Source organism: Mesorhizobium sp. C395A (assembly GCF_030323205.1).
In the GTDB taxonomy this organism is placed as follows: Bacteria; Pseudomonadota; Alphaproteobacteria; order Rhizobiales; family Rhizobiaceae; genus Mesorhizobium.
Genome location: NZ_CP100473.1, coordinates 3,225,330 through 3,242,235, shown reverse-complemented (window position 1 = coordinate 3,242,235; position 16,906 = coordinate 3,225,330). Strand labels below are relative to the sequence as shown.

The following is a 16,906-nucleotide window of genomic DNA, read 5'->3' as shown; positions in this document are numbered from 1 at the left end:
CTGGTCGATGGCCACACATCTATGGCCAAGGGCGGCCGTCAGCGGCATTCTATTCCACGCTGAGCCGATACCCAATACCGCGCACCGTCTGCAGCCAGACCGGATTGGACGGATCGCGCTCGATCTTGCGGCGCAGGCGGTTGATCTGGACGTCGATGGTGCGCTCGCCGACTTCCGAATCGTCGCCGACAAGCTCGTGACGCGGGATCGTTTCGCCGGCCCGCGCGGCAAAGATCGCCAAGATCTCCTGCTCGCGGTCGGTCAGCTTCAGCGCCTCGCCGCCCCGCTTCAGCTCGCGCCTGGCGATCTGGAAGGTGTAGGGGCCGAAGACCAGCTGCTCGACCTTGGGCGTCGTCGCCGGGCCGCCGCGGCGCAGAATGTTGTTGATGCGCAGGATCAGTTCGCGCGGGTCGAAGGGCTTGGGCAGATAGTCGTCGGCGCCGGCCTCGAGCCCAGTGATGCGGCTGTCGGTTTCCGATAGCGCGGTGAGCATCAGGATCGGTACGTTCTTCTCCGCCCGCAGCGCCTTGGTGAGGTCGACGCCGGTCTCTCCGGGCATCATGACGTCGAGGACAAGGAGGTCGAAGTCGAGTCCTGCAAGCTTTCGCCTGGCCTCGCCGGCATTTCCGGCGACTGTGACGCGAAAACCATTTTCGGTCAGATACTGCTTGAGCAAATTGCGAATGCGGGTGTCGTCGTCGACCACAAGCAGATGCGGCGCGTCATCGTCCGGCGCCGTCGGCTGGTCCACCCTCTCAATGGTCTCCATGGCTTTTCCCTGACATGTTTGCAGGCACAATGTCGATCTGCGCCCTTAGTTCCGGATTGACCATGGCTTCCAGGAATCGTTCGATCAAGGGACGCTCGCTGGCTCCGGAATCTTCCAATGCAGCACGGATGCGGCGTGACTGTGGCCGCGCCAGGGCCAGCGCCAGGGCGCGCCCCTTGGCTGTCGGATAGAGCTCCCGCTGGCGGCGGTCGCGCGGACCCTGCAATTGCACGATATGGTCGGTGTCGATCAACTGCTTGAGCACCCGCGCCAGGCTCTGCTTGGTGATCTTGAGCACGTCGAGCAGTTCAGCGACCGTCAGTCCCGGCCGGCGGTTGACGAAATGCAGCACCCGGTGATGGGCGCGGCCAAAGCCGTAATCGGCCAGGATCTGGTCCGGATCGGAAGTGAAATCGCGATACGCAAAGAAGAACAGTTCGATGATGGCGAAGTCGATGCCGTCCTCGTCGGTGATCGGCGTCTTGATCGGTTTTCCGGCAGCTGGGCTTCGATCCGTCATCATTTCTCCGTCCATAGAGGGAAATTATGTCAGTACTATTGACGTAATTTCCCCGCAATGGTAATTTTTGACAAGCTTTTCGGCTGAATGCGAACGAAAAGGCAAGGGAGTGCGGTTTTTCCGGAACTTCCTGAGTTTGCCAGAGTTCGATTCTCCGCTTACGCTTCAAGGGCCGCCCGACGCGGCTGTCGCGCAACAAGAACAACACTAATGATGTGCGGGTCGCCGCCCGCGGGAGGTTTCCATGGCATCCGTTCCCTTCGACCAACTGGACGGCTTCATCTGGATCAACGGCGAGTTCGTCAAATGGGCCGATGCCAAGATCCACGTGCTGACCCACGGCCTGCACTATGCCAGCGCCGTCTTCGAGGGCGAGCGCGCCTATGGCGGCGCCATCTTCAAGCTCAACGAGCACACCGAGCGTCTGCATGAATCGGCGCGCCTGCTCGGCTTCAATATTCCCTATTCCGTGGCCGAGCTCAATGACGCCTCGACCACGCTTCTGGAGAAGCAGGGTTTCCAGGACGCCTATGTCAGGCCGATCGCCTGGCGCGGCAGCGAACAGATGGGGGTGTCGGCGCAGAACAGCCGCATCAACTGCGCCATCGCCATCTGGCAATGGCCGAGCTATTTCGACCCGGCGCAGAAGCTCAAGGGCATCCGTCTCGATCTGGCGGAATGGCGCCGGCCCGATCCGAGCACCGCGCCGTCGAAGTCGAAAGCCGCGGGCCTCTACATGATCTGCACCATGTCCAAGCATGCCGCCGAGGCCAAGGGCTATGCCGATGCCATGATGCTCGACTGGCGCGGCCAGGTCGCCGAAGCAACGGGCGCCAACATCTTCTTCGTCAAGGATGGCAAGATCCACACGCCGAAGCCCGATTGCTTCCTCGACGGCATCACCCGCCGCACCGTCATCGGCCTCGCCAAGGACCGCGGCCTTGAAGTCGTCGAGCGCGCCATCATGCCTGAGGAACTCGAAGGCTTCGAACAGTGCTTCCTCACCGGAACGGCAGCGGAAGTGACGCCGGTCTCCGAGATCGGTCCGTACCGATTCGAGGTCGGCGAGATCGCCAAGACTTTGATGAACGACTATTCTGCTGCGGTGCAACCTAAGCATGCGATAGCCGCAGAATAACGAAAGTCACAGCTTTTTTCGCAAGCAGGGGCGGTTTTGAGGCCGGCCCCTTTATTTCAGCATCTGTGCATTTGACTTTCGTACAATTCAGCGTCTCATGATGGTGTCGGCCCGGGAGGCTGGCAGCTATGGAGGGACTAGGTACATGGATACGAATACGCTCATTGCGCTCGTTGTACAGGTAATTGCAGGTGTTGTCGGTGGTCAGGCGGTCGGCGTTGCGCTGAAGAATGCGGCGATGGGCCAGTTGACCAAAATCCTCGGCGGCGCGGTTGGCGGCGTTGGCGGGGCGGCGATCCTCGGCAGCCTGCTCGGCGGCACGGCCGACCCGGCAGCGGCTGCAACGGCAGCGGGCGGATTGGGCGATACGCTGAACCTCAAAAACCTGCTCGGCGGCGCCGGCGGCGGCGCCATCCTGACCGGCATCATCGGTGCGGTCATGGGCGCGATGAAGAAGTAAGCCTCTAGATCATTCACCGTTTCACGGCGAATGATCTAGTTTGTTGTTTTACCCAATTCCGGACGGAAAACCGCTTTACACTTTTCCTGGAATTGCTCGAGACTCAGGCTTCGTCAAATGGGCGGCCGTTGGGCCGCCCATTTCTGTTTTGGGACGGACTGTTTGCCTTTCAGCAGTGGACGGCCTTCGCCCGCGCCTCTACATCACGCTGGAACAGCGAAAGGACAATCATGGGTCAGCTCAATGCCGGCATCGTGCCGGTCACGCCTTTCCAGCAGAACTGCACCATCCTGTTCGACATGGATGACAAGCATGGCGTCGTCGTCGATCCGGGCGGCGACATCGACAAGGTGCTGGCGGTGCTGAAGGACAATGCGATCACCGCCGCTGCGATCTGGATCACCCATGGCCACATCGATCACGCCGGCGGCGCCATGGAGCTGAAGGAAGCACTCGGCATCGAGATCATCGGCCCGCACGAAGCCGACAAGCTATTGCTCGACAATCTCGAGAACCAGGGCCAGCGCTACGGCATTGCCGGGGCGCGCAACTGCGTGCCCGACCGGTTTCTCGCAGAGGGCGAGACGGTTTCGTTCGGCTCACATATGTTCGAGGTGCTGCACTGCCCCGGCCATGCGCCCGGCCATGTCGTATACTACAATCGCGCGGCGAAGTTCGCTCATGTCGGCGACGTGCTGTTTCGCGGCTCGGTCGGGCGCACCGACCTGCCGGGCGGCGACCATGCGGCGCTGATCGCCTCGATTAAGAACAAGCTTTTGCCGCTCGGTGACGAGATCGGCTTCATCTGCGGCCACGGCCCGGGTGGCCGCTTTGGCGAGGAGAGGCGGACCAATCCCTTCCTGACTTAGCGATGTCTTTCTGCCAAAAAAAGCGCTGGCCTTGCGGTCAGCGCTTTTTGTGGGACAGGGAAGCTCAATTCGCGACGCAGAAATGCTGCTCACCGTCATTGCCGGTGAACGTGCCGCTGCGGGCATTGAAGCTCCGGTAGCGGTCCGAGCAGTATTCGTACCAGTCGCGGGTCCACGGCTCGGCATAGCGGTCGGCATAGACGACCCGCGGTTCGGCATAGTAACGGCGCACCGGCGCCGGCCGCACTTCGCGGTAGTCGTAATCGTCATCATAGCTGCTGTAGCGCGGCTGCGGGTTGCTCAGCGCACCGGCGATCAGAGCGCCGGCCGCAAGGCCGACGACACCGGCCGCAAGCGCGTCGCCATTATGATGACGACCATGGCCATGATGCCAGTGGTTCCAGTCCTTGGCATTGGCGGCAGGCAAGGTGGCGAGGGTGGTCGCGGCGAGAGCGGCGCCCAGGATGGCGGTCTTGAAAATGCGATTCATTTTGGTCTCCTTCGTGCCGGCCCGGATAGTTTTCGGGGATGCGGTCCAGCCTAGGGGACGATTAATAGAAGACCGTGGCTGAACGGGGGCTGAACGGAATTGGCTGATACGATCCAGTTCTTGCGGCAAAACCAAGCGCGTACGCAAGGCGCTCCGCCTCGTCAATCTCCGTCCGGACTGTCTTGAGCCGGCTTAGCCGACCGACAGGTTGACGGCCTTTGGACCCTTGCCGCGCTTGTCCGGCTCGGTGTCGAATGTCACTTTTTGTCCATCCTCCAGACCGGAAAGACCCGAAGCCTGCACGGCCGAAATATGAACGAAGACATCCTTCTGCCCGTCGTCGGGCGTAATGAAGCCGAAGCCTTTGGCATGATTGAAGAATTTGACGGTGCCGGTCTGCGGCATGGGAAGCTCCCTTTGATCCCATAAAGTCCAGTTTCGGGCCGGCAAATGCCCGAAGGGAAATTTGTCCTTTATTTTAGCGCTATCGGCAAGAGAAAGTTTTGGCGACGGCGGCAACGCTGAAGGCTGCTCAAATAGATCGTGGCACCGAAGGCAATTCGCGCCAGACGATTGCTCCGGCGATCAGCCACGGCATTGACCGATAAAGCGTCCTTTGCCTCCGGCGACGGCGTCATGAAAAAGGCGCAACGGGAAACGTCGCGCCTTCGAAACTCTGGACGGCTGACAAAGCCGGTTCAAACACGCTTTAGGTGCTTTTTCGAGCGCCCTGACGGGCGCGCGGGCACCGCCGGTTCAGGCCGCGCGGAGGTTGACCGCCTTCGGACCCTTGCCCATGCGGTCGGGTTCAACGTCGAAGGTGACCTTCTGGCCGTCGACGAGGGTACGCAGGCCCGAGGCCTCGATCGCGGAAATGTGGACGAACACATCCTTGGCGCCGCCGTCGGGCGTGATGAAGCCGAAGCCTTTGGTCGCGTTGAAGAATTTAACGGTGCCGGTCTGGGCCATTGGGGAAACTCCTTCACCCGTGTCAGTCTTATGGTTTGCCCGCCGCCTGGCATCGTGGGCAAGTCCCGGTGGTTGCTTCGGCAGTCCTGCATTTGCGCATGGTAAAACCCCCCGCCGAAAATGGGGCCGTCAGAGATTCACAGTATCGGGGAAAGGTCGTCCAAAACGTTCCGCTCTCCGGGTCGCAAATGCCCGAACACAAAATTTATCGCACGGAAACGTGATCGTTGCAAGATAGCGCCGCGGGCCGCGTCCATCGACGCGTCCCAACGAAGGCGCTTCGATAAACCTGGGTTCTTAAGAGTTCATCAGCCAGAGCCCGGCCACGCATGGTCCAGCGGTTTGGTCCAGGGCCAAAGCAATGCGCGGGCCGGGCATCGCATGGCTCCCGCGCCGCAAACGGGGGTTGCATTTGGCAAGGGAATGGCGAGGATCGACAGGCGCGTTTTGCGCCGGGGACGGGGGTCTCGAGGGAGGCATATTCATGAGATTTCTTGCGACGATCTTCTCGCGCCAGGGTTTTACTATTCTCTTCCTGTCGGGTCTTCTTGCGGCCTGCACCGTCGTCGTCGATGACGGGCCGGGACCACGTCCGCGCCCGCCACGGCCGGAACCGGAATTCTGCACCAGGCAATACGAGCCGGTCTGCGCGCGGCGCGGCGGTGACCGCCAGACCTTCGCCAATGCCTGCCTTGCCGAACGGGAAGGCTACCGCATCGTTCGCGACGGCCCTTGCCGCGACGGCGGCGGTGGTGGCGGTGGTGGCGAAGAGCCGACATTCTGCACGCGCGAATACGCCCCGGTCTGCGCCCGCCGCCATGGCGAGCTGCGCACCTTTCCCAACGCCTGCGAGGCCCGTGCCGCCGACTACCGCGTCGTCGAGGACGGCCCCTGCTGATTTTTCCTTCTCCCCTGTCGGGTGAGTCCGCCGGAGGCGAATTCACCGTCCCACTGACACGATAAAAAGGCGGCGAATGCCGGGACCCTGCGAAGCAGCGGGGACCGGGCGGGTGGACCGGACCACCCTTGGTCCTTCGCAGGCTCAGGGCGTTCGAAACTCGAAAAGCCAACAATTGGCTTTTCGTCTGCTGCGCGGACCGCTTCTCACCCCCAAGGGAGAAGGCAAGGTCGCGGATCGGAGTGGTTGCCTACGCCGAATACGCCCCGTCGGCCGGGCCGGCATAAAGCTCTGCGCCGTCCTCGTCGCAAATGCGCAGACGGTCGGGGATCTGCGGCATGGCGAGGCTGTGGAACAGCGCGGTGGCGCCCTGCAGGGCGGCGCGCAGGTTCGGCGCGTCCAGCGATACCTTGTCGAGCGTGGCTTCGTCGACGTCGCGCGAGCGGCTCGACGAAGAACGTCAAGCAAGCCTCCGTTGCAGAGTTTTGGGCGAGATCGTCAGTCCGAGATCGTCAGTCCATTGCCGGCAGGTGCGCCAGGCGCGCCCTGCCTGGTCAGCCCTTCGACTTCGGCTTCAGGCTGCTCTCTGCCTGCTTGACCGAGGAACCGAACGGGGAGGCGGCCTTGGCCACCACCTTGTCTTTCTTGGGCTTGCGCGTTTCGCGATTGCTGCGCTGCTGACCCTTGGCCATCTGTCTGCTCCTTCGTACGTGCTGGGTGGGTGCGGTGTCAGACTGCCTGGCTGTCGGGGACAGCCGGGGCGTCCGCTACTTCGAGGTTGTCTTCCGTGGTGACCCGCTCATAGGTCTCCTCCTCGCTGCGGATGCGATATTGCGGCGAGCCATCCTTGACCGGCAATCTGCTCTTGATCTGAAACAGCTCGGCGGTCTTCTGGGCGAGCCCGCTGCGGCTCTTCATGCGCACGGTCTGGCCGATGGCGAAGAGGTGCGAGGGCGTGTCGGTGCGCGGACGCGCATTCTGCTGGAAGCGGATCATGCTGCGTTCTCCTGGTCGCGCCTCAGCGCTGTTTCGAGTTCGAGGTAGTCGATGGCGACAAGCTGGCTGGTGGCCGGGTTCTTCACCGCCCTTGCCGGCAAATGGATGAAGGTGGCGACGCGACGCCAGGCAAGCCGCGACATGCCCTCGATCAGCTCTTCGTCGTGATCGATGTCATAGTCGCCGGCCGGCAGTTGCCCTTCCAGCCCGCTAAGCACGAAGGGTGCCGCGAAATGGGCGATGGAACGGGTGGTGCGATCCGGCATTGGCTTGGCTCTGGTTCGTCGATGCTTTCCGGCATCAACCGGGAACTCAACCATCGGCGATTGGAATGAGTTTGGCGGGTCGAGTATCTCCGACGCCGCTATATGCCAAGCTTGACCCAAAAAACGATCTCAGATCAATAATCCGAAATTGTTGGTTATTCAAGCTGATTTCCGCCGCGGCTCGACCGGTATAAAAAATTTCTCGTATAAACCCCTAACAAATCTGCTATTGTGGAACAATATCAGCCAATTTCTTATTTAGAGAGCATCGGAATAATTATTCCTGTGCCCCTAAGATTATTTTTTACGAAAGGCAAAAATATATGAGATTCATGAAAACGCCGGATCGTCCGACCGCAACAATCGAGCCAATCGTCCTCTTCCCCAAGGCAATATCAGTGCGCCTGACGACAAGAAGCGACGAAGCGGCACGGCGCAAGATTGCCGACACCGACGGCACGCAACGGCGGGAGCGCCGGCTCGCCGAGAGCAACCGGCTGATTTGAACGCTACATTTTCCTGGAATTCCTCTAGAGTTTCGAAGAGGTCCGCGCCCTTGGCGAGCCCACTCTTCCCTTGAACCTGCAGCGCCGATGGCCTAGATCGCGGCAAGCGGACAAAACACGGCAGGTTTCCCATCAACAGAGATCAGAGAAGAGCGGCGGGTGCTGGAGCTGGCGGACAGCCGCCGCTGGGCCTCGACCAATATGTGCAGCAGGCGCTGCAGCTGCATCAGGCCGGGCGCCGGCAGGAGGCCGAGACGCTGTACCGGCAGGTGCTGGCGCGCAAGGCCAATCACCCGGCAGCGGCGCATTTCCTGGGCCTGTTGCTGCACCAGACCGGGCGCAACCCCGAAGGGCTGGAGCTGATCGAGCAGTCTGTGCGTCTGCAGCCGAAGAATCCCGATTTCCTCAACAATCTCGGCACGGTGATGCGCGATCTCGGCCGCATCGCAGCGGCCGCCGATTTCTTCCGCGGCGCGGTAGATCTCAAGCCCGACCAGCTCGCGGCACGCGACAATCTGGGTTCGGCGTTGAAACAGCTCGGCCAGTTCGAGGCTGCGGAGGACATCTATCGCGGCACAATCGGGCGCAATCCCTTCCATGTCCGCGCCCGCATCGGGCTTGCCGAAACGTTGCAGGAAGCCGGTCGTCTGGACGAGGCGCTGGCGACCTTTCGCGAGGCGCTGACGATCCGGCCCAGGGATGCCGACCTGTTGCACGGGCTCGGCGTCGGGCTGATGGAAAAAGGCAAGCTCGATGAGGCGGCCGACCTGTTCCGGCAGGCGCTGGCGATCACGCCAGGCATGGCAAAAGCCTGGCTGATGCTGACGCAGGTCAAGCGCCAGAAGGAGCGCGACGCCGAACTCGCCGGCATGGAGGCCCAGCATGCCAAGGCGCCGGCCGACAGCCTGGCGCGCATGCAGCTGTCCTTCGGTCTCGGCAAGGCCAATGACGATTTGAAGGACTACAACAGGGCCTTCGACTATTTCGCTGAAGGCAATGCGATCCGCCGCAAGGGCATCGATTATGATCCGGTCAGGACGCGGGCCGAATTCGAGGCGATGAAGACGGTGTTCAACGCCGGCTTTTTCGAAAAGCACAAGCCAAGTGCAATCTCCGACGACACGCCGATTTTCGTCGTCGGCATGCCGCGCTCCGGCACCACGCTGGTCGAACAGATCATCGCCAGCCATCCACAAGTCTATGGCGCGGGCGAGCTCAGCATGTTGAAAACCGCGGTCGGCAAGCAATTTCCGCTGACCATGCCGGGAGGTTTCCCCTGGGGACTGGTCGATGTATCCGACGCGGAGTTTGCGGAGGCGGGCCAAGCCTATCTCGACATGCTGCATGAGCGCTATCCCAACTTCAGGCATGTCACCGACAAGATGCCCGGCAACTTCCTGCTCATCGGCTTCATCCATATGATGCTGCCGAAAGCCAAGATCATCCATTGCGCGCGCGATGCGGCGGCGACCTGCCTTTCGATCTACAAGGTGCATTTCCGCGGCGACAACCACCGCTACGGCTATGATCTGGGCGAGCTCGCCGATTTCCACAACATCTACACCGACATCATGGCGCATTGGCACGATGTTTTGCCGGGCGTCGTCCATGACGTGCGTTACGAGGATTTCGTGGCCGACCAGGAGGGACAGACGCGGGCGCTGATCGGGCATCTCGGCCTGTCCTGGGACGACAAGGCGCTGTCGTTCCACGAGACCGACCGCCCGGTGCGCACGGCCTCGGCCGCGCAGGTGCGCCAGCCGATGTATCAGGGCTCGGTCGATCTCTGGAAGCGCTATGGCGACAGGTTGAAGCCGCTGCTGGACAAGCTGGCCTGAGCAGCGGCTAAAGCTCGATGAAGGGCTGGAAGCCGCCGAAGATCATGCGCTTCATATCGAAGGGCATGGGCCCCGAATCGGGCGTCAAACGCGGATCGGCCATAACCTTGGCCATTACCGCGTCGCGGCTTTGCCTGGACGAATAGACGGCCCAGGCGAAGACGACGATCTCGTCGTCTTTTGCCTGAACGGCACGCGGAAACGAGGTCAACTCGCCATAGGGCACGTCGTCGGCGGTACATTCGACGTAGGCGAGCGCTCCGTGTTCCTTCCATATCGGGCCTGCGAGGTTGGCCAGCTTCTTGTAGTCATCGATATTTGCCTTCGGCACGGCGAGCACGAAACCATCGACATAGGACATGAGGTTCTCCTTGGAGTATCTCACAAAGCTCCTTACCGGCGTCAGCCGGTGAGGAGCTTTGTCAGCGGTGGTCAGTCTTTCTTCGCCGGCGCGTTCATCGCCCATTCGACCCCGAAGGGGTCGCGCATGTTGCCCCACTGGTCGCCCCAGAACATCAGCTGCAGCGGCACTGCGACTTCGCAGCCGGCACCGACCGCGCGCTTCCACCAGCCATCGATCTCGTCGGCGCCGAGATGGAGCTGCATGGTATAGCCCTGCGGCTTGACGGCAGGCATGCCGTTTTCGGGGTAGAAATCGGAAATCATCAGCGTCGAGCCGTTGATGTGGAGATGGATGTGCATCGTGCGGCCCTGCTCATCGGGCGGATAGAAGAACACCTGTTCGGCGCCGAAAGCCTTCTTGTAGAATTCGGCGGCCTTGAAGGCGCCGTCCAGCTGCAGATAGGGGGTCAATCCACCGAGAACTTTCGCGGCCGGCTGAATGGGGGTCTGGTCGGTCATGTCTTGTTCCTCTTTGGGTTTGGTCTGGGCATTTGGTTTGGCCTTGCGAACCCTAGGACGAACGAGCCGGCCGCGATCCTACATGTCTGATGCGATTTTCTGGCGAAACGAACTTGCGTCGGCGGCGCCCAATCAGAGCGCAATGCTCGCTGTCAGCAGGCTAGAAAGGGGACTGCTCCTTTAACCCCGCTGAGACGACAATGATCCTCTATTACCAGACCCATTCGCCCTTTGCTCGCAAAGCGCTCGTCTTCGCCCATGAGGTCGGGCTTGCCGACCGGTTCGAGGTCATTCATCACGAGACCAGCCCGACCTTGCGCAATGCCCGTGTCTACGCCGAAAACCCGCTCGGCAAGGTGCCGGTGCTGCTGCGGCCGGATGCGCCGCCGCTCTTCGATTCCGATGTCATCTGCGCCTATCTGGATACGCTGCATGACGGCCGCAAATTGCTGCCGCAGGACGGCGAAGCGCGCTGGCAGGCGTTGCGGCTGCAGGCGGTCGCCCAAGGCCTGGCGCAGACGGGCATAGGCCTGCGCTGGGAGACGGAAAGGCGGCCCGAACAGTTGCGCTATGCAGCGCTTGCCGAAGGCTACCGGGAAAAAATCGAGGCCAGCTATGACTGGATCGAAAGCGCGCTGGACGCCGAGACATCGCTCCATGTCGGCCATATAGCGCTTGCCACCACGCTGTCCTGGATGGCGTTCCGCCAGCTGCCGTCCTTTCGCGCGCGGGCGCGGCTGACGCGCTGGTTCGAGGCGTTCGAAAAGCGTCGATCGATGCAGGCGACGCCGCTGTCTGGCGATACGCATGACTGAGCAACGGTCGCCCCGCGGCGGCCTGCATCGATCTTTCCCGACCGCATGGTCAGGGCGCCCTGCAGATCCGCGGGCCGTTTTGCGCGTCGATGAGGATTTCCGGCCAGCCGATATCCTTGCGCAGTTCGATCGGCAGGGCCAGAAGCTCGCGCTCGCTGCGATAGCGGGCGCGGTTCTGTGCGTATCGGGCGGCGACGCGGCCTATGGATGACAAAATGGACATGATGCGTTCTCCTCAGATGAAGCCGGCATCATCGTGTCGGCATCCCAAGGACGCAGCAGGTTCAGCCGATCCGACAGAACGCTGAAAATATTTGCGGGAGATGCGAAAGCATGGACCGCAACACGGTGCGGCCCATGGTGGTAGTTCCTCAGCCCGCCGTTTCAGCCACCGAGCGGAAGAAATCCTCGGGGTCTTCGACTTCGGTCAGCTTCCGCTTGTCGACCAGCCAGAAGCGGTTGCCGACGGCGCGGATGAAGGAGCGGTCATGCGAGGCGAGCACACAGCTCGCCTGGTGCTTGAGCAGTTCCTCCTCCAGCGCTTCCTGGCCGTCGATGTCGAGATGGTTGGTCGGCTCGTCCAGCAGGTAGAAGTTGGGGTGGGTGAGCCTGAGCGCCAGCATCATCAGCCGCGCCTTCTGGCCGCCGGACAGCACACCGATCTTTTTCTCCTGCATCTCAATGACCACGCCAGCGCCGGCAAGCAGCGAGCGGGCGCGTTGCTCGCCGACATCGTAGCGGTGCGAGACCAGGGCCAGCGGGGTCTCGTCGCCACTGATGCCGGCCAGCGCCTGGTCGCTGTAACCGAGCACCGTCGACGGCGTCACTTTGACGTTCGGCACCGTGTCCGGCTCGGCGATGGCGTTGCGGATCAGATCGACGAAACGCGACTTGCCGACGCCGTTGCGGCCGAGCAGCACGATGCGGTCGCCCTGGCAGATGTGGCGCTTGCCGGTCTTGAACAGCAGCGTGCCGTCCGGCGTTTCCACCGCGGCGTCGTCCAGCGTAATCAGCACCTTGGCATGGGTGCCGCGGTTGGCCAGCCGGATCGCGCCGGCTGATTTCTCGCGATGCGCCGATACCGCGGCGTCTTCCAGCTTCTCCGCCCGTTCCCTGAGTTGCTTGGTCTTCACCGTCAAAAGGTCGCTGCCGGAATTGATGCCGATGTTGTTGAGCTTGGCGGCCTGCTTGCGCAGTTGCTGCGCCACCTTCATGTCGCGCTCGAACCGGCGCGCCGTCGAAGCGTCCAGGTCGTCGAGCGCTTGCCTCGCCCTGGAATAGGGCAGTGCAAACACCGGCGAGTCCTCCGGGCGCAAGAACAGCGTGCGGTTGGTGACAGCGTCGAGAAAGGCGCGGTCGTGACTGGCGATGACCACCGGCACCTCGCGCGGCAGGGCGTTCAGCCAGCTTTCCAGCTGGCTGATCTTGGCGAGGTCGAGATGGTTGGTCGGCTCGTCGAGCAAAAGCACATCGGGGTCGGTGACCCAGACGCGGGCAATCAGCGCCAGCCGCTGCCATCCGCCGCTCAGCGCCTGCATCGGCCGTTCGCGCATCGGCTCGGGCACGTCGAGCGAATCCAGCACCACATCGACGCGCCACATCTCGCTGTCGGCCTGCTCGGCCGGCAAGGCATCGGCCACCACCTGATGGAAGCTGCGGCTAAGAAGGGCAGGCGGAACCGACTGCTCGACATGGCCGACACGCAGGCCGCGCGTGCGAGAAATGTCGCCCGAGGTCGGCTCCAGCGCGCCGGTCAGGCATTTAAGCAAGGTCGACTTGCCGCGGCCATTGGCGGCGACGATGCCGAGCCGGTCGCCGGCGCCGATGGTGAGGTCGAGATTGGAAAACAGCGGCGCACTCATGGTGACGCCGAGGGATTTGAGGCTGATCAGGGCCATTGCGATTTCTCTGGTCTCGCCGGAGACAACTCCGGATGCACTTTGACGGTGTGCTTGCCGGCCATCAGGCTCAGCTTTGCGCACCACGAAAGGCAGACCAAAAAATCGAAACGGGAAAACCCGTAATGTCCCCGGTCAACCCTGCAAGCGAACTCGCAGGGCAGAAATCGGGCCACGCTGATGATGGTGATCGATAGACACGCAGCCCTCCTTTCAAGACAAAACTTTGAGTGTGTGGAGCGATTACACCAAAGGCGGGGGTGGAGGCAAGTGGGCGACGGATGCGGCGGTGGTGGAGCGCTCTTTCCTTCTCCCACAAGTGGAGAAGGAAAGAGGTGCTATTTCCCCGGCCGTCCCGTCTTGCCCGGCCGGCGCTTTTCGCGGCGGGCGTCGCCTGGGTCTTCGTAGGAGCCGATGCCGGCGCGCTGGCGAACGAATGGTTTTGGGGAATCGTCGCGTTCCTTCGCGCCCCCCTCTGCCCTGCCGGGCATCTCCCCCACTCGGGGGAGATTGGCTGGGGCCTGGCCGGCACTTTCCCTTCGACCGGCTTTTCCGTGCGCCGCACGGTCATCTCGTCCAGCGAGTTTTTCTTGAACAGCGGCTTGGTGGCATCGCCCGGAATGCCGAAGTCGGAGCCGTGCGCCTCTTCGGCCGACTGTTTCTTGAACAGCGAGCGCGATACCGCTCCGGCCGGTGTCGGCATGTCGGTGCCTGGGCCCATGTCGTCGATCGAGGGCTTGGCGAACAGTGGCTTCTTTACCGGCACGGCGCCGTCGGCGCCCATTTCGTCGAGCGCCGGCTTGCGGAAGAGGTTGGACCGGGCAGCCCTGGCCGCCTCTTCAGCCGCGCGTGCGTCGTCGACTTTGCGAAAACGCTCCTGTTCCTCAGCCGTACGGTGCTTGGCCACGCCCTTGTTGTGCTTGCCCTTCTCGCGGCCGGAGACCGGGCTTTCCATGTCGGCGTATTTGGCCAGAGGGTCTTCCGAGATGGACAGTTCCATCTCGCGCAGCCGCTTGATCTCGTCGCGGATGCGGGCGGCCTTCTCGAAGTCGAGATTGGCGGCGGCGTCGCGCATCTGCTTTTCCATGGCGTCGAGATGAGCCTTGAGATTGTTGCCCATCATCGCACCGGCGCCGTCGGTGAACTGCGAGATATCGGCGCGGACATGGTCCTTCTCGTAGACCGAGTCCAGAATGTCGGAGATGCGCGACTTCACCGATTCCGGGGTGATGCCGTTGGCCGCGTTCCATTCCATCTGCTTTTCGCGGCGGCGGTTGGTCTCGGCCATCGCCCGCTCCATCGAGCCGGTGATCTGGTCGGCATAAAGGATGACCTTGCCGTCGACGTTGCGGGCGGCGCGGCCGATGGTCTGGATCAGCGACGTCTCGGAGCGCAGGAAGCCCTCCTTGTCGGCGTCGAGGATGGCGACGAAACCGCATTCGGGAATGTCGAGGCCTTCGCGCAGCAGGTTGATACCGACCAGCACGTCGAAAGCGCCGAGGCGGAGATCGCGCAGAATCTCGATGCGCTCCAGCGTGTCGATGTCGGAGTGCATGTAGCGAACGCGCACGCCTTGCTCATGCAAATATTCGGTCAGGTCTTCGGCCATGCGCTTGGTCAAAACGGTGACCAGCGTGCGGTAGCCGGCGGCCGTGGTGTCGCGGATTTCGCCGACGACATCGTCGACCTGGCTTTTCGCCGGGCGGACTTCGACCGGCGGATCGATCAGGCCGGTCGGGCGGATGACCTGCTCGGCGAACACGCCGCCGGCCTGTTCCATCTCCCAGGCGCCGGGTGTCGCAGAAACCGCGACGGAGAGCGGACGCATGGCGTCCCATTCCTCGAAGCGCAACGGGCGATTGTCCATGCAGGAGGGCAGGCGAAAACCATACTCCGCCAGTGTCGCCTTGCGCCGAAAGTCGCCACGATACATGCCGCCGATCTGCGGCACGGTGACGTGGCTTTCGTCGATGAAGACCAGCGCATTGTCGGGGATATATTCGAACAAAGTCGGCGGCGGATCCCCCGGCTGGCGTCCCGTGAGATAGCGCGAATAGTTCTCGATGCCGGCGCAGGAGCCGGTGGCTTCCAGCATCTCAAGATCGAAGCGGCAGCGCTGTTCGAGCCGCTGTGCCTCCAGCAGGCGGCCGGCGCGCTCGAGCTCGACGAGCCGGTGCTTGAGCTCCTCCTTGATCGACTTGATCGCCTGGTTGAGCGTTGGACGCGGCGTCACGTAGTGCGAGTTGGCGTAGATCTTGACGCTCTTCAGCTCGCCGGTCTTCTGGCCGGTGAGCGGATCGAATTCGGTGATTGCCTCGATCTCGTCGCCGAACATCGAGATGCGCCAGGCGCGGTCTTCAAGGTGAGCCGGGAAGATTTCGATCGTGTCGCCGCGCACGCGGAACGAGCCGCGCACGAAATTGATGTCCTGGCGCTTGTACTGCTGGGCGACCAGATCCGCGAGCAGAGCCCGCTGGTCGAGCCGGTCGCCGATCTGCATCTGGAAGGTCATCGCCGTGTAGGTCTCGACCGAGCCGATACCGTAGATGCAGGACACCGAGGCGACGATGATGACGTCGTCGCGCTCGAGCAGCGAACGCGTGGCCGAATGCCGCATCCGGTCGATCTGCTCGTTGATCGAGGATTCCTTCTCGATGAAGGTGTCGGTGCGCGGAACGTAGGCTTCCGGCTGGTAGTAGTCGTAGTAGGAGACGAAATACTCGACCGCATTGTCGGGGAAGAATTTCTTGAACTCGGAATAGAGCTGCGCGGCCAGCGTTTTGTTGGGCGCCAGGATCAAAGCAGGGCGCTGCGTCTGCTCGATCACCTTGGCCATGGTGAAGGTTTTGCCGGAGCCGGTGACGCCGAGCAGCACCTGAGTGCGGTCATTGTTGTCGACGCCCTCGACAAGATCCTTGATGGCGGTCGGCTGGTCGCCGGCCGGCTCGAAATCCGACACCATCTTGATGGCGATGCCGCCTTCGGATTTTTCCGGGCGGGCAGGGCGGTGCGGCGTCCACAGCACGCCGTCCTTGTGCAAGGGGTTGCCGGATTCGATCAGCGCCGACAGCGCCGCGACCGTTGCGGTGACGCTGCCCGAGGCCATGGTCTCGGCGTCTTCCAGCGAGATGTCGAGACCGGCGACCGGGTTGAGGCCGGCGGCGGTGCGTTCGCGGGCCGTGGCCGCGCCGCCCATCGAGGTGCCGCGCGAACTGCGGCCGGGCGCAGCGGACCGCTCCGGGATCTTTTTCGCGGACTTTGGCGATCTACCATCGCCCTTACCGGTGAGACGGCCTTCCTTCTCGGCCTCCTGCTCGATCTGCTCGGCCCAGTCGGCAATCGAGCCGCTCAGCGGCGCGCCGGTGAAGTCGGCCTGCGGCGCCTCGGCGAAGCCGCCTCTGTGCAGAGGCTCCGAGGCATCGAGGAAATCGGTCAGCGGGCTGCGCCGCTTCGGCGGCGAAGCGCCGTTGTCACCCGCCGAAGACGGTGTCTTTTTGTCAGGGAGTTTGGCCATGCCCCAAATATGGGCAGAGTCCGCCAAAATGGAAAGAGTGCAGTGGCGAAGGGCGCTAAGCGGGTCGAAGCTCCTGACACAAGGGTGTCAGGAGCTGTG

The 16,906-nt window shown here is 62.5% G+C and carries 20 protein-coding genes; 7 read left to right on the top strand and 13 right to left on the bottom strand.

Going from position 1 to position 16,906, the window contains the following annotated elements; all coding sequences use genetic code 11:
• Positions 1–49 precede the first annotated feature (49 nt).
• Positions 50–769 (bottom strand): response regulator, encoded by a 720-nt coding sequence (locus tag NLY37_RS15875; RefSeq protein WP_023672025.1) that lies wholly within the window; start codon positions 767–769, stop codon positions 50–52.
• Positions 756–1,289, bottom strand: a complete 534-nt coding sequence (locus NLY37_RS15870) for a MarR family winged helix-turn-helix transcriptional regulator (protein ID WP_023683723.1) — start codon at positions 1,287–1,289, stop codon at positions 756–758. The genes NLY37_RS15875 and NLY37_RS15870 overlap by 14 nt, the downstream gene beginning before the upstream one ends.
• Positions 1,290–1,533: 244 nt before the next feature.
• Between NLY37_RS15870 and NLY37_RS15865 the strand changes: the two genes are divergently transcribed.
• The 3 genes from NLY37_RS15865 to NLY37_RS15855 all read left to right on the top strand — a co-directional run bounded on the left by NLY37_RS15865 (position 1,534) and on the right by NLY37_RS15855 (position 3,756).
• Positions 1,534–2,427: a branched-chain amino acid aminotransferase gene (locus tag NLY37_RS15865; protein WP_023741077.1), complete on the top strand. Its 894-nt coding sequence runs from the start codon at positions 1,534–1,536 to the stop codon at positions 2,425–2,427.
• Positions 2,428–2,572: 145 nt separating this feature from the next.
• Entirely contained in the window at positions 2,573–2,887 is a 315-nt protein-coding gene (locus NLY37_RS15860) for a hypothetical protein (RefSeq protein ID WP_023672022.1), read from the top strand.
• A 230-nt stretch (positions 2,888–3,117) separates the two neighbouring features.
• Entirely contained in the window at positions 3,118–3,756 is a 639-nt protein-coding gene (locus tag NLY37_RS15855; protein WP_023695789.1) for an MBL fold metallo-hydrolase, read from the top strand.
• Positions 3,757–3,820: 64 nt separating this feature from the next.
• On the opposite strand, the gene NLY37_RS15850 is transcribed toward NLY37_RS15855, so the two are convergent.
• From NLY37_RS15850 to NLY37_RS15840, 3 genes are all read right to left on the bottom strand, one after another.
• Positions 3,821–4,246, bottom strand: a complete 426-nt coding sequence (locus NLY37_RS15850; RefSeq protein WP_023737823.1) for a BA14K family protein — start codon at positions 4,244–4,246, stop codon at positions 3,821–3,823.
• Positions 4,247–4,438: 192 nt separating this feature from the next.
• Positions 4,439–4,651 carry a cold-shock protein gene (locus NLY37_RS15845; RefSeq protein WP_023672019.1) on the bottom strand — a complete coding sequence of 71 codons (213 nt, stop codon included), beginning with the start codon at positions 4,649–4,651 and terminating at the stop codon, positions 4,439–4,441.
• A gap of 351 nt (positions 4,652–5,002) precedes the next feature.
• The gene (locus NLY37_RS15840) at positions 5,003–5,215 is read right to left on the bottom strand and encodes a cold-shock protein (protein WP_006202520.1); all 213 of its coding nucleotides are present in this window, start codon (positions 5,213–5,215) and stop codon (positions 5,003–5,005) included.
• Between the two features lie 484 nt (positions 5,216–5,699).
• Here NLY37_RS15840 and NLY37_RS15835 point away from each other — a divergent pair, with 484 nt between their 5' ends.
• Positions 5,700–6,113 (top strand): Kazal-type serine protease inhibitor domain-containing protein, encoded by a 414-nt coding sequence (locus NLY37_RS15835; protein ID WP_023672018.1) that lies wholly within the window; start codon positions 5,700–5,702, stop codon positions 6,111–6,113.
• Between the two features lie 554 nt (positions 6,114–6,667).
• Here the strand turns inward: NLY37_RS15835 and NLY37_RS15830 are convergent.
• The 3 genes from NLY37_RS15830 to NLY37_RS15820 are packed head-to-tail and all read right to left on the bottom strand — an operon-like array spanning position 6,668 to position 7,375.
• Positions 6,668–6,805, bottom strand: a complete 138-nt coding sequence (locus NLY37_RS15830; RefSeq protein ID WP_023683725.1) for a hypothetical protein — start codon at positions 6,803–6,805, stop codon at positions 6,668–6,670.
• 37 nt (positions 6,806–6,842) lie between these two features.
• Positions 6,843–7,109, bottom strand: coding sequence for a hypothetical protein (locus NLY37_RS15825; RefSeq protein WP_023672015.1), 267 nt, complete (start codon positions 7,107–7,109; stop codon positions 6,843–6,845).
• On the bottom strand, positions 7,106–7,375 hold the full coding sequence (locus tag NLY37_RS15820; RefSeq protein ID WP_023701590.1) for a hypothetical protein: 270 nt from the start codon (positions 7,373–7,375) through the stop codon (positions 7,106–7,108). Before NLY37_RS15820 ends, NLY37_RS15825 begins: the two co-directional genes overlap by 4 nt.
• Positions 7,376–7,698: 323 nt before the next feature.
• Between NLY37_RS15820 and NLY37_RS15815 the strand changes: the two genes are divergently transcribed.
• Together NLY37_RS15815 and NLY37_RS15810 are read left to right on the top strand one after the other, a co-directional pair.
• Positions 7,699–7,881: a hypothetical protein gene (locus NLY37_RS15815; protein WP_023741078.1), complete on the top strand. Its 183-nt coding sequence runs from the start codon at positions 7,699–7,701 to the stop codon at positions 7,879–7,881.
• A gap of 203 nt (positions 7,882–8,084) precedes the next feature.
• Positions 8,085–9,719 carry a tetratricopeptide repeat-containing sulfotransferase family protein gene (locus NLY37_RS15810; RefSeq protein ID WP_023691564.1) on the top strand — a complete coding sequence of 545 codons (1,635 nt, stop codon included), beginning with the start codon at positions 8,085–8,087 and terminating at the stop codon, positions 9,717–9,719.
• Positions 9,720–9,726: 7 nt separating this feature from the next.
• Here the strand turns inward: NLY37_RS15810 and NLY37_RS15805 are convergent, their stop codons facing one another.
• On the bottom strand, positions 9,727–10,080 hold the full coding sequence (locus NLY37_RS15805; RefSeq protein ID WP_023733342.1) for a DUF1428 domain-containing protein: 354 nt from the start codon (positions 10,078–10,080) through the stop codon (positions 9,727–9,729).
• Between the two features lie 71 nt (positions 10,081–10,151).
• Complete coding sequence (locus NLY37_RS15800; RefSeq protein ID WP_023691563.1) at positions 10,152–10,580, bottom strand: VOC family protein; 429 nt, start codon at positions 10,578–10,580, stop codon at positions 10,152–10,154.
• A gap of 200 nt (positions 10,581–10,780) precedes the next feature.
• On the opposite strand from NLY37_RS15800, the gene NLY37_RS15795 reads away from it, so the two are divergent.
• A complete protein-coding gene (locus tag NLY37_RS15795) occupies positions 10,781–11,395 on the top strand; it encodes a glutathione S-transferase family protein (protein WP_023741079.1) in 615 nt (204 codons plus the stop codon).
• Between the two features lie 49 nt (positions 11,396–11,444).
• On the opposite strand, the gene NLY37_RS15790 is transcribed toward NLY37_RS15795, so the two are convergent.
• From NLY37_RS15790 to uvrB, 3 genes are all read right to left on the bottom strand, one after another.
• Positions 11,445–11,618 carry a hypothetical protein gene (locus NLY37_RS15790; protein WP_023672009.1) on the bottom strand — a complete coding sequence of 58 codons (174 nt, stop codon included), beginning with the start codon at positions 11,616–11,618 and terminating at the stop codon, positions 11,445–11,447.
• Positions 11,619–11,766: 148 nt separating this feature from the next.
• Positions 11,767–13,293, bottom strand: a complete 1,527-nt coding sequence (locus NLY37_RS15785; RefSeq protein ID WP_023741080.1) for an ABC-F family ATP-binding cassette domain-containing protein — start codon at positions 13,291–13,293, stop codon at positions 11,767–11,769.
• Positions 13,294–13,363: 70 nt separating this feature from the next.
• Entirely contained in the window at positions 13,364–16,807 is a 3,444-nt protein-coding gene (uvrB, locus tag NLY37_RS15780) for an excinuclease ABC subunit UvrB (protein WP_502882081.1), read from the bottom strand.
• Between the last annotated feature and the right edge of the window lie 99 nt (positions 16,808–16,906).